Below are 11,133 nucleotides of genomic sequence, written 5' to 3'. Positions count from 1 at the left end.
TTACAGGCCCTCTCTCGCCAGAATCCGCTCGAACTCTTGCTTGCGATACAACTGCATATGTACTTCGCCCGCATCGTCGCGCGCCCATTCGACAATTCTGTTCCGCGACATATCACTGTCCATCCGGTTCGTACGGACCCGCGGATGGGGGATGCTTTTCTTCAGCATATCTACAATCTGATTGGTTTGTCCGAACGGAGCAACCAGATCTATGATCCAGAATGAGTTGCCACTGGTGAAATCTTTATCGGTCAGTGGTTTTTCCTCGACTGCATATCTGTACTCTGCCTCTGGGCTGAGCCCAGCGAATGTTACGAACCCGCGTGGGAAGCCGTTTTGCCGAAAGATGTGGTATTGCCCCAACCGGAGCGGAGTTTCGAAGGCATAAAGAACCTGAGCGAGACTGCGTTTCTGATGCGTTTTAGTCAGACCCGCCAAATAGAACATAGTTCCGAAATCCGCGTATTTTTCTGACGGGATATCAAACCAGTCTTTAGGAAACGCTTTGCTCAATACTATCCCCTGCCTAGTACTACTCTGGATTCTAGTTTCTTATCGCCCGAATGATACTTTATTGGCTACGTGGGTACAGTCTGGGGCGTTCATGGTCAAATCCAAGACCGATGTGCCACGACTTTACTCAGCCTGACGGCTCACTATGATCCTAGGAAAGTTTTGTTTCAAAAAAGGGTATTGCGACCATGCGAGTTTTGAAAATGGCAGCCGTTGTATCGGTGGCGCTTTGGCCGGGATTCGCGCAGGGAATCGGGTTTGGCGTCGGTGTTTACCCTGCTTTTCAAACTACGGTGACACCCTTGAACAACGGCGCCTACCAAGTCGCGGTCAGCGGTTCCTCGGCCCCAGTTTCTTATTGGTGCGGTATTGGTGATTTTGCAATCCGCACACTCAGAACCAAGGCAACGCAGCGCATCTATATTACCCGTGCGTATGAAAAACAGACCCGCACAGTCGAGTTCTCTTTAAACCCACCCGAAGGCGTCGACACTACTCCTGGCTATTCTATCACCGTGAAGCGTGTGGGCGAGAACATGTCTGCGGGGTCCGCACAAGGTTATTGCTGGGACAACTTCATGGACTTCGGGTTCAGGTAAGTCATCAGATCCATTTGGCCATGGGCGGCAGGCTCATAAGAACGGCATCCGGATCATGGCCGGTTTCCAGCCCGAATTTCGTACCCCGATCGTAAACGAGGTTGTATTCGGCGTAGAGACCCCGGTGCACCAGTTGCATGTCTTTCTCGGCCTCTCCAAAACTCTGTACCCGGCGTTTTTCGACCAGTGGCAGGAAGGCGGGCAGAAACGCGCGACCAATATCCTGAGTCAGCGCGAAATCCGCTGCCCAGTCTCCGGTGCAATAGTCATCCATAAAGATCCCGCCCACGCCACGGGCGCGCTTGCGGTGCGGGATATAGAAGTATTCGTCCGCCCAGTCCTTCAGGCGGGGATAGTGACCCGGGCCATGCGGGTCCAGATGCGCCTTTTGGGTCGCATGGAAATGCGACGTGTCCTCATCGTATTCGATGCAGGGGTTCAGATCCGACCCGCCGCCAAACCACCATGCGTGCGGGGTCCAGAACATGCGGGTGTTCATGTGGACGGCCGGAACATGCGGGTTACGCATGTGGGCAACAAGAGAAATGCCCGAGGCCCAGAAACGCGGGTCTTCGGTCATCCCCGGGATGCCTTTGCGCGCCGCCATTGCCTGCTGCGCGCGCTCGCCCAGGGTTCCGTATACGGTTGAGACATTCACACCGACCTTCTCGAATACCCGTCCGCCACGCATCACGGACATCAATCCACCGCCCGCATCGGATCCGTCATCCGATTGGCGTTTGGTTTCCTTGACCTCAAACCGCCCGGGTTCGGCATCTGCGAAGGGTCCGGTTTCGTGTGTGTCTTCCAGCGTCTCGAAGGCGGCGACGATTTCGTCGCGCAGTTGGCGGAACCAGGCGGCGGCGGTTGCTTTTTCTGTATCAAACATAGGGATTAGTGTGCAGGGGCTGCGACGGGGTCCAGCAGGGTGCGGCCACCGTCAATTGTCAGGATTTGTCCGGTGATGAACCCGGCCGCGTCTGAGGCCAGGTACTGCGCAGTCTCGGTCAGTTCATTCGGGGCCGCGATCCGGGCCAGAGGTGTGTGTTTCTCTATATCGTCCCGGAAATCCCGGTTCTCTTTCAAGGTGGACTGCAGCGACGCACTCATCACCGATCCCAGCGCGATGGAATTGACGCGAATACGGTTGGGGGCCAGTGCCACCGCAAGCGAACGGGTCATTTGATCCAGTGCAGCCGTGGACACGGAATAGGCCATCAGGTCCGGATGGGTGCGCCGCGCTGCAATCGAGGACAAGTTTATGATCGACCCGGCAGGACTGTCGTCATCGTCACCCGCCTGTTTGATCATGCGTTTGGCCACTGCCTGGCTGAGACGCAGCGCAGGCATCAGGTTCTGATTGAGCAATGTGCGCATGGAATCGTCTTCGGTGTCCAGCGGATCGGACGGGATCACCTGCCGCGCGCCATTAATCAGGATATCCACCTGATCAAACGCATCCAGAGTCGCCGACAGCAAGTTGGCGATGGTCAGCTTTTCCCGCAGGTCGCCAGCGAAGAACCTGATATTGCTGTCGTCCGCCTGTTCGCCCAACTCTTCGGCCAAACGCTTTTCGTCCATGTCGGCGAACATGACGTTGGCTCCGGAATCCGCGAAATGGCGCCCGATGGCCAGCCCGACGCCGTTGGCGCTGCCTGTGACGATGGCTGTCTTGCCGGCGATGGAAAAGGACATGCGGTGTCTCCTGATTTGAGGCGCAGGTTAACCGGGATCACCGCCGAGGGCGAGAGGCGTGAAACACCTTGAACCGATTGTTGCCGGACACTTCCTGAACCTGTGCAAAACTTTCGGCCAGCGTGACCTCGTAGGGCAGGTGGCGATTTGCGACCAACCACAGATTGCCGCTGCGGGTCAGGTTTCGGGCTGCGGATTTGATAAAGCCCTTACCCAATTCCGGGTCGGCAGCGCGCGAGGTATGAAACGGCGGATTCATGACCACCGCGTCCAGCGGTTCCGGCGCGTTCCAGGTAACGGCGTCGGCCCAGCGAAACTGAGCACAGGTATCAGCAAGATTGGTGCGTGCGCAGGTCAGGGCGATGTGGTCAGCTTCGACCAGGTGCAGTGTGCGCGGGTTGGCAGTCTTGAGTACTCCCGCCGACAAATACCCCCAACCTGCGCCAAGATCGGCGATCCGGGCACCCAGCTTGTCGGGCAGTGATTTTAGTAACAGTGCCGAAGCCGGGTCGATTCCATCAGCGGAAAACACACCAGGCGCGGTGCGAAATCCGTCGACCGTCTGCGCTTCGGGCGCGGCCCAGTCGGCGAACGCTTCAGGCGCGGACCGGAACCAGAAAATCTTTCCATGAGCTTTGGCGATAGGTCCTTCGACATCAACGCGTTTGCGGATGTCTTTCAGAAGGCTGTCCACCCCATCGGTTTTGGCCCCGTCGACGACGATCAACCCACTCGCCCGCTGACAGGCCTGATACACCATACTGCGCGCCAGAGCCTTGGCGCGGGGCAGGATCACGATGGCATCCTGACAAGGATCATGGGATTCCGGCGTGGCCGCAAAGCCCTGTTGGGCAAAGTGGTCGTGAAACGGCTTGAACGGCTGCACCACTTGCGTGTCGCGCGGCAATGCCGACAGATCACTGGCCAGAGTTGGCCCTAGTGCGGTTAGCGGCTGCGACAGCTCAAGGCCGCTTTGCAGAGCAAGTTCAAGGCGAGGGGACATCGGCTATTCCGGAAGAGCGGTCGATTAACCTTACTCTTCACGTTCCATTGTGCATTGCAGGGGGTGCTGGTGCCTGCGGGCGAAGTCCATGACCTGGCCCACTTTGGTCTCTGCGATCTCATGGCTGAAGACGCCAACAACCGCGACACCTTTTTTGTGAACGGTCAGCATGATCTCGAATGCTTCGGCATGGGTCATGCCAAAGAACCGCTCCAGCACATGCACCACGAATTCCATCGGGGTGTAATCGTCATTCAGCAGCAGCACTTTGTACAAAGGCGGGCGCTTGGTTTTCGGGCGCGTCTGCACCAACAGCGAAGGGTCACCTTCGTCGTCCGGTTTGTCAGACATCATCCATTGGTGTTCAGTCATTGCGCGCCTTTGTCCGATTCAGGCTTCGGTTTGTCTGGACGGTTATATAACGTGCAGAGGGTCAGAGAAAAGAGCCAGCAGGACGTAATCGAAATGGAAAAAACGCTGACTACTATTGGGTTCGATGCGGATGATACCCTATGGCATAATGAGCGGTTTTTCCAGCTAACACAGGCACATTTCGCCGAATTGCTGGCTGATCACGCCGATCGCGACCACCTGATGGACCGGCTGCTGGCGGCGGAAAAGCGCAATATTCGGCACTACGGGTACGGAATCAAAGGGTTTACCCTGTCGATGATCGAAACCGCAATCGAAGTGACCGAAGATCGTGTTCCGGCCTCGGTTGTCCGGCAATTGATTGAGGCCGGGCAGGACATGCTGGCCCATCCGATCGAGCTTTTGCCCCACGCGCGCGATGCAGTTGAAGCAGTGGCCGCCACTCATCGGGTGATTCTGATCACCAAGGGCGATCTGATCGATCAGGAAAGAAAACTGGCGCAGTCTGGCCTTGGCGATCTGTTCGACGAGGTCGAGATCGTGTCCGAGAAATCGGAACAAACCTACCGCGACATCTTTGTGCGGCATGGTGAGGGCCCGGAAACAGCAATGATGGTGGGCAATTCGATGCGGTCAGACGTTGTTGCACCGATTCAGGCCGGGTGCTGGGGCGTCTATGTTCCGCATGGGCTGGTCTGGGAAATCGAGAAGGCCGAGACTCCGGCGGATCATCCACGCTATAAAGAGCTGCGGGATTTGGGTGATTTAGCGGAGTATGTTCAGCGCCTGAGTTGATGTTGCTAATTGGCCGCAGTTTTCGAAAAACGACTTGAAGTCAGGTATTTCCGTGGATCGACCCTGTTGATTTAGTGGTTCGCTGCGCCTTGTGACCCATATGTGGTGTCATGCGCAGGGAATAACGAAACGGCGAAATTGCACGCTTTCGGTTTATTTCATTGGGTCTCTGTGATACCGTTAGGGGTAATAAAACAAAATTGGTGCTGACCGGGAAAACCCGGCGGCCAGAGGTAGACAGAGGCAAAGATCGTGCAGGTTCGGCGGACAGTTCCGGCCCGAATGGGCTTATTTCTTATAGCATTCTTGTGGCTGCTCTCCTTTGCGCCGTTGCAAGGGATGGCCGCACCGTATGCGGCGATGGTTATCGACGCACGAACCGGAGAGGTTCTGCATTCTCGTAACGCAGATACAAGGCTGCATCCGGCATCACTGACCAAGATGATGACGCTCTACATTGCGTTTGAAGCAGTGCGAAATGGCGAGATCACCTTGGACACACCGGTTCGAATCACGAAGAAGGCGTCGTCCGAACCCCCCTCGAAACTGGGCCTGCGTACCGGGCAGACGATTGCATTCCGCTACCTGATCCGCGCGGCTGCGGTGAAGTCTGCCAATGACGCGGCGACAGCCATCGGGATCGCGCTCAGCGGGTCCGAGGCCGCCTTTGCGCGCCGCATGACGCGCACTGCCAAATCCATGGGCATGAGCCGGACGACCTTCAAGAACGCGCACGGCCTGACGGAATCGGGCCATTTGTCGACAGCGCGGGATATGACCACGCTGGGGCGCCATCTGCTGTACGATTACCCGCAGTATTACAACCTGTTCTCGCGCCAGTCGACGCATGCGGGAATCAAAACCGTTCCCAACACGAACCGCCGCCTGCTGGCCGCTTACAAAGGCGCGGACGGAATCAAAACCGGCTACACGCGGGCGGCGGGCTTCAACCTGGTTGCATCGGCCAAGCGTAAGGACGAACGCATAATCGCCACTGTTTTTGGCGGTAAGTCCGGCGCGTCGCGCAACGCCAAAGTGGCTGAGCTGTTGGACATGGGATTCCGTCGTGCCCCATCGCGCGCGCCGATCCGTAAACCGGCCCGCCCGAGCTATGCCGGAAACGCAGGTTTGGGCGCAACTGTTGCTGCACTGACCATCGCGCCTAAGTCCAGCCTGCGCCCAGTTCTGCGCCCCGGACCGGGTGCTGCGGTTCAGGTTGCGGGCACCGTTGCAGAGACGGCCGCCAAGAATGGTACTCGCATCAAGGACGGAATCGCCGCGGCCATCGCGGCAGCAGACATTCAGCCATCTAATGAAGGTGACGCGCCTCGACCCGCTGCGCGCCCGGATGATCTGGTTCTGGCCTCAACCGATCCGGCAGCACAGCCCGAACCCGAACAAGAAATCGTCACTCGCTTGTCCACATCTGGCGGACGCCTGTGGGGCGTCAACGTGGGTCGCTATACCACCCGATACGAGGCTGAGAAGATCCTGTTGAAAACAGCCCTATCGGAAATGACCACTCTGGAAGGAACGCTGCGCAAGGTGAACCAAAGCTCGCGCGGCTTTGACGCGACATTTCAGGGCATGACCCGCGAACAGGCCGATCTGGCCTGTCGCAGGTTGCAAGCCCGGAATGTCACTTGTTTCATGATCGGGCCGTCATAAGGCCCGACATACTCTCCTGAACGGATCTGGGCTGCGAGGCAACTCGCAGCCTTTTTTTGTCAGTCGAAGACGTGGCCGTGTTCGTACTGTTCATCCTGACCGGCCGCAGCAGTCAGGGCCGCCACGTTGTCCTTGGTGAAGAACCCGTCATAGTGGTGACAGCGCTCGATATACTCGGTGATCAACAGGGTGTATTTTGAGTGTTTCGAGAAGATCTGCTTGAGGTTCGGGTCGTCCTTACACTCGCCTACCACATGGGCGAGGAAGGGCACGCCCTTGTCCTTCAGCGTGTTGACCACGAAATCGACGTTCTTTTCGCCCGCGTTATGGTCGCCATCCTGAATCTCGACAGCCATATGGTGCAGGCGGCGCCCAAAGTTGCGCACGAAGTCCTCAGTCGGCATGGGCAGTTGTTCAAACGAGTTCACAAAGGATGGCGTGTTGTTGGCAGTGAAGACCTTGGCGGGGGATTTCTTGTCGTCATCGACATTCGCGTTCCGGTTCACATTGGTCGACGAGTTCATGTCGAAGATGTTGTACGCGCCCCAGAAGTAGTAGGGGACCATCGTCAGAAACTCGAGGATCGCGTCCTCGCGCTCACCCGCCAGAATACGTGTTGCCAGATGGTCGATGCCCAGCATCAGGGGCGCAATCTTGGTATCCGCACCGAAAGCTGCAGCTTGATCCAGCCGCGCCTGTTCGTCATCGCTCAACAAAACCCGGTCGCCCAGGCCCAAACTATCAGGGTCGTTGAAGTCCAGCGTCGAATAACCAACTCTGTTGCAGGTGAAATCAGACGGGGTCGTAAAGCGGAACCCGTCCATCGTATAGAACGGGTTCTCGGTATCGCCCTTGTATTCGAACCGGATGTTCTGACCCTCAAGCGTTTTGCTCAGGGTGTTCAGGTCTGTGGCGCCGAACACCTCTCCGACATATCGGGTCTGAGGCGTATTGCGGGCCAGTGGGTACATGCGGTTGATACGAGGGATAAAGTCCTCAAATGCCGGGCTCAGCGGTGCCATCACAATCATCGCTGGGTAGTCGGCATGCGAATGCATCACCGAAAACCTGTGTGTCTGACCCAGATAACTGGCCGTGTGCCGGTAGGGCGTCATGACATAAAGTTCGAGCAGAGTGTCGAACACAGCGTCTGCTTCAACCTGTATCACGATTGCCCGCATAGGACCGACCTGATCGGCCACGCCCGAGCTGTTGCGGCGTTCATAGATCTTAGGCAGGTATTCGTTGAAGAAGTCCGAGTTCTTCTTGTCACCGCGCGGTTCGTAAGACTTTAGATCAAAAGACATTGGCCAACCTCCTTGCCCATGCCAATCTGGCATGGCGTTGCTTGGAATTGTGGTATTCAGAACATGCACTTGCGGGCATGCTAGGCGCTGAAGCCCGTGCAGGCAACAGTAAGAAAGTGGGCCGTTGTGCTTACGATCGCCTGTCTAACGAATGAATTTTGTCACTTCGACACCGCCGTCTATCAGGTTCTCCCTGACCGAGCGGGCAATCTGGACCGCAGTGGGACCGTCGCCATGAAGGCAAATAGTGTCGATGGATGTTTCCAAACGCTGGCCATTCTCGGTGATGATGGCACCTTCTCGAACCATGTTCAGGATGCGTGGCCCGGCGATTTCGGGATCATGGATGACTGCACCGGGCAAACTGCGGTCTACCAGAGTGCCATCGTCATTGTAGGCGCGGTCAGCGAATATCTCTCCGACCCATTTGCAGCCCAGCTCGCGCGCGGCCTCTTCCTGTTCGGTGACAGCCAGGACCATTATGATGATATCAGGATCGACATCCAAGGCGCCCTGGTAACAGGCGCGCGCCATGTCAATGTCGACCGAGCACATGTTTGCCAGCGCCCCATGTAGCTTTAGATGACGCACTTTCGTGCCTACGGCCGACGCCATACCTTGGGCAGCGCCCAGTTGGTAACGCACAAGATTACGCAGACTGTCATGAGGCACTTTCATGTTGCGCCTGCCAAATCCCTGCAAGTCGAGGAATCCGGGATGCGCCCCTATGCCGACGCCGTTCTCGGCCGCCAAGGTCATTGTCTTTGCCATGACATCCGAATCCCCCGCGTGGAAACCGCAAGCGATATTGGCAGAAGTGATGATCTTTAGCAGGCTTTCGTCATCCCCCATATTCCAGGGGCCAAAGCTCTCTCCCATATCGGCATTCAGATCGACGCTAGGCATCGGCAGTACTCCTTAGTCGTTGGCAGAGATCATTCCGCTTATCAATTGGTAGGACAACAGGTCCGGGATGTCATGCGGATCACGGACCAATGGTTCGATCCGCGCGGGCAGCCTGACCAGCTCTGCCTTGTAGGCGGCTTGCAGCGCTATGGCCTCGTCCAGCGACACGAATTGAAATCTAACCTTTGCGCCGGTTGGTGTCTGCGCGGCACGTGGAAGGTCGCAGGGCAGAACGGTCGCGATGCGGGGATAGCCACCGGTGGTCTGGCACTCGGGTAACAGGATGAATGGGTTCCCCGTGCCGGTCATCTGTATGTCGCCGGGGGTGATGACTTCGGACAATATGTTCAACTGCCCTTTGGCAGCGAACCCTTCACCATCGTTGTCCAGCTGCATGCCCATCCGGTTGGCCCTGCTGCCGCGCTGAAATTCGGTTTGGGTAAAACGGTCAAGAGTGTCCGTGTCGAACAATGGGGTCTGAAAGCTGGCGATCACACGCAGAACGCCACCTGAAAACCGGTCATCGGAGCGAAGCTTCATACCGGTTGTGCCGGACCCGCCCCGGGCAGGCAACGTATCCCCGGACTGAACGGCCTGACCGATTTTGGCCGTCAAATGCGCCGAGCGGGACCCTAGGAATTCTTCGGAGGCAATGCCCCCGCCTACATGCAGGTAGCCATAGTTACCCCGCGTTGCAGCGCCAATCGTCAGTCGCTGACCCGCTTCCATATGGTGAGAGGCGTTCCAAACCATTGGCGATCCATCGATACTGGCCTGCATAGTTGCACCGGTCACAGCGATGCTCATAGGTTGTGTCGCTTCGAATTCTCCACCCAGGCCCGCCATCTCCAGCGCCGCAAGCTCGGGGCTTTGACCCAACAACGCTGCGCCTTCGTGCAAAGCAAGCAAATCGGCGGCCCCGGATCGGGACAATCCCTGATCCAGATATCCAGCACGTCCTTGATCCTGAATCGTACAAGCCGGACCGATGCGGTGGACGATCAAGCTCATCACACGATCTCCTCACAGGTGGCGCCGCCTGATCCTTCCGCGTCATTGGCACGGATGGCTTCTAACTCGTCGCGGGACACTGATAGGAATTGCATCTCGTCGCCCGGTCTTAACGCGAAACTCTGCGCTGCTTCGGGACGGAAACAGCGAAAAGCCGTTTGACCGACGTGCCGCCATCCGGTCGGCGTGGGCCCCGAGAAAAGCACGAACTGGGAAATGGCCAGAACCAAAGCACCCTCGGGCACCATTGGTGTCAGTTCCTTCAGCCGTGAAATGTTGAACTCTGGCCCGAGCGGGCCGAGATACGGCTGACCGGGCGCAAAGCCGATGGTCAATACGCGAACCCTCGATTCACTAAGCCGCCTTACAGCCTCGGCCGGGTCCAGTCCCGCGGTTGCCGCAGCCTCCTCCAATTGTGGAGCAAGCTCTCCTCCGTAAACCGTCGGGACGCGCCATAGTCTGCGGCCGGAGGGCAGTAGTGCCTCAAACCAGTCTTGTTGTTTCAAAAGGCACTGCACGCGATCCCGGATTTCGGCGTGGGATAACGTGTCTGGGTCGAACCGGACGTAGGCAGATGCCAGAGATGCGGAGGTTTCGAGAATTCCGTCCCACGAGGCTGAATCGATTGCACCTCGAAAAGCCAGCGCTGCCCGGTTCGACGGCTCGGCCATCGTATCGGCGAAGGAAATCAGAAGGCCGTCAAAACCAACTGTGCTAATGCGAGGAAAAGTGTCTGCGTGTTCGGATATCATATTGCGGCTAGCCTGGGCATCTCTAATTGGCGACCTCACAGCATCCTGCGCGAATGCGCAAGAGTCGGGGTTAGGAGATGTCTTCTCTGTGAACCCGAAACGCTTCCCTGAGTCGGAAATTTTCCCAAATCCGATTCAGTGGGGCAATGGCGACTCGGTCGAGTCTTGTGGTCGGGTGAGGGCGTTGAACTATATATAGCGTGGGGCTTGAATGCGACGCAGTAAGGGTAAGGGCTTCTTCGGCCGAGAGCGGTCTGATTTGAGCTTCTAGGCGGCCAGCGGGTGTCATTAACCTATTGAAGTAACATTAAAAATTCAGAAAATGCAAAAAAATCGCTCAAGGCGTCATTTTTCGGTTGCGGAGGTATGCGGTTATCCTTAGAACCCCCTTCACCGGCGCTGCTGAGGCGCTCGGGACGCGGCGGAAGCGGCGGAGACGCTCGGGAGAGACCGGGGGCATCTTGAGGGACTGAGTAGGCGGGCGCGCTGAGGGATTGGCGCAACGGTCTGGT

General features: G+C 57.3%; 12 protein-coding genes. 3 read left to right on the top strand and 9 right to left on the bottom strand.

Annotation, left to right across the window (positions count from 1 at the left end):
- A complete protein-coding gene (locus MHN28_RS10340; protein ID WP_239338724.1) occupies positions 1-513 on the bottom strand; it encodes a toxin-activating lysine-acyltransferase in 513 nt (170 codons plus the stop codon).
- Between the two features lie 188 nt (positions 514-701).
- Here MHN28_RS10340 and MHN28_RS10335 point away from each other — a divergent pair, with 188 nt between their 5' ends.
- Positions 702-1,112, top strand: a complete 411-nt coding sequence (locus tag MHN28_RS10335; RefSeq protein ID WP_239338722.1) for a hypothetical protein — start codon at positions 702-704, stop codon at positions 1,110-1,112.
- Between the two features lie 4 nt (positions 1,113-1,116).
- On the opposite strand, the gene hemF is transcribed toward MHN28_RS10335, so the two are convergent.
- Genes hemF through clpS form a run of 4 tightly spaced genes read right to left on the bottom strand, consistent with a single transcriptional unit; the run spans position 1,117 to position 4,182 of the window.
- Positions 1,117-2,001: an oxygen-dependent coproporphyrinogen oxidase gene (gene hemF, locus MHN28_RS10330; RefSeq protein ID WP_239338720.1), complete on the bottom strand. Its 885-nt coding sequence runs from the start codon at positions 1,999-2,001 to the stop codon at positions 1,117-1,119.
- A gap of 5 nt (positions 2,002-2,006) precedes the next feature.
- Positions 2,007-2,807 (bottom strand): SDR family NAD(P)-dependent oxidoreductase, encoded by an 801-nt coding sequence (locus tag MHN28_RS10325; RefSeq protein WP_239338718.1) that lies wholly within the window; start codon positions 2,805-2,807, stop codon positions 2,007-2,009.
- Positions 2,808-2,844: 37 nt separating this feature from the next.
- Positions 2,845-3,810 carry a class I SAM-dependent methyltransferase gene (locus MHN28_RS10320; protein WP_239338715.1) on the bottom strand — a complete coding sequence of 322 codons (966 nt, stop codon included), beginning with the start codon at positions 3,808-3,810 and terminating at the stop codon, positions 2,845-2,847.
- A 30-nt stretch (positions 3,811-3,840) separates the two neighbouring features.
- On the bottom strand, positions 3,841-4,182 hold the full coding sequence (clpS, locus tag MHN28_RS10315; protein ID WP_239338712.1) for an ATP-dependent Clp protease adapter ClpS: 342 nt from the start codon (positions 4,180-4,182) through the stop codon (positions 3,841-3,843).
- Between the two features lie 93 nt (positions 4,183-4,275).
- Here clpS and MHN28_RS10310 point away from each other — a divergent pair, with 93 nt between their 5' ends.
- Together MHN28_RS10310 and MHN28_RS10305 are read left to right on the top strand one after the other, a co-directional pair.
- Positions 4,276-4,977 (top strand): HAD family hydrolase, encoded by a 702-nt coding sequence (locus MHN28_RS10310; protein ID WP_239338710.1) that lies wholly within the window; start codon positions 4,276-4,278, stop codon positions 4,975-4,977.
- Positions 4,978-5,259: 282 nt separating this feature from the next.
- A complete protein-coding gene (locus MHN28_RS10305) occupies positions 5,260-6,645 on the top strand; it encodes a D-alanyl-D-alanine carboxypeptidase family protein (RefSeq protein WP_239338708.1) in 1,386 nt (461 codons plus the stop codon).
- 59 nt (positions 6,646-6,704) lie between these two features.
- On the opposite strand, the gene MHN28_RS10300 is transcribed toward MHN28_RS10305, so the two are convergent.
- From MHN28_RS10300 to MHN28_RS10285, 4 genes are all read right to left on the bottom strand, one after another.
- A complete protein-coding gene (locus tag MHN28_RS10300; RefSeq protein ID WP_239338706.1) occupies positions 6,705-7,952 on the bottom strand; it encodes a hypothetical protein in 1,248 nt (415 codons plus the stop codon).
- Positions 7,953-8,096: 144 nt separating this feature from the next.
- On the bottom strand, positions 8,097-8,858 hold the full coding sequence (locus MHN28_RS10295) for a LamB/YcsF family protein (protein ID WP_239338704.1): 762 nt from the start codon (positions 8,856-8,858) through the stop codon (positions 8,097-8,099).
- A 12-nt stretch (positions 8,859-8,870) separates the two neighbouring features.
- Positions 8,871-9,869, bottom strand: a complete 999-nt coding sequence (locus MHN28_RS10290) for a biotin-dependent carboxyltransferase family protein (RefSeq protein ID WP_239338702.1) — start codon at positions 9,867-9,869, stop codon at positions 8,871-8,873.
- Complete coding sequence (locus tag MHN28_RS10285) at positions 9,869-10,621, bottom strand: allophanate hydrolase subunit 1 (RefSeq protein WP_239338700.1); 753 nt, start codon at positions 10,619-10,621, stop codon at positions 9,869-9,871. Before MHN28_RS10285 ends, MHN28_RS10290 begins: the two co-directional genes overlap by 1 nt.
- Positions 10,622-11,133: the final 512 nt, after the last annotated feature.

This window comes from Ruegeria sp. Ofav3-42, assembly GCF_022347725.1.
Taxonomy (GTDB): domain Bacteria; phylum Pseudomonadota; class Alphaproteobacteria; order Rhodobacterales; family Rhodobacteraceae; genus Ruegeria.
This window is presented reverse-complemented; position numbering and strand designations above follow the sequence as displayed.

Coding starts and splice junctions, on each gene's coding strand:
- MHN28_RS10335 (WP_239338722.1), top strand. CDS start 702: ATGCGAGTTTTGAAAATGGCAGCCGTTGTATCGGTGGCGCTTTGGCCG.
- hemF (WP_239338720.1), bottom strand. CDS start 2,001: ATGTTTGATACAGAAAAAGCAACCGCCGCCGCCTGGTTCCGCCAACTG.
- MHN28_RS10325 (WP_239338718.1), bottom strand. CDS start 2,807: ATGTCCTTTTCCATCGCCGGCAAGACAGCCATCGTCACAGGCAGCGCC.
- MHN28_RS10320 (WP_239338715.1), bottom strand. CDS start 3,810: ATGTCCCCTCGCCTTGAACTTGCTCTGCAAAGCGGCCTTGAGCTGTCG.
- clpS (WP_239338712.1), bottom strand. CDS start 4,182: ATGACTGAACACCAATGGATGATGTCTGACAAACCGGACGACGAAGGT.
- MHN28_RS10310 (WP_239338710.1), top strand. CDS start 4,276: ATGGAAAAAACGCTGACTACTATTGGGTTCGATGCGGATGATACCCTA.
- MHN28_RS10305 (WP_239338708.1), top strand. CDS start 5,260: ATGGGCTTATTTCTTATAGCATTCTTGTGGCTGCTCTCCTTTGCGCCG.
- MHN28_RS10300 (WP_239338706.1), bottom strand. CDS start 7,952: ATGTCTTTTGATCTAAAGTCTTACGAACCGCGCGGTGACAAGAAGAAC.
- MHN28_RS10295 (WP_239338704.1), bottom strand. CDS start 8,858: ATGCCTAGCGTCGATCTGAATGCCGATATGGGAGAGAGCTTTGGCCCC.
- MHN28_RS10290 (WP_239338702.1), bottom strand. CDS start 9,869: ATGAGCTTGATCGTCCACCGCATCGGTCCGGCTTGTACGATTCAGGAT.
- MHN28_RS10285 (WP_239338700.1), bottom strand. CDS start 10,621: ATGATATCCGAACACGCAGACACTTTTCCTCGCATTAGCACAGTTGGT.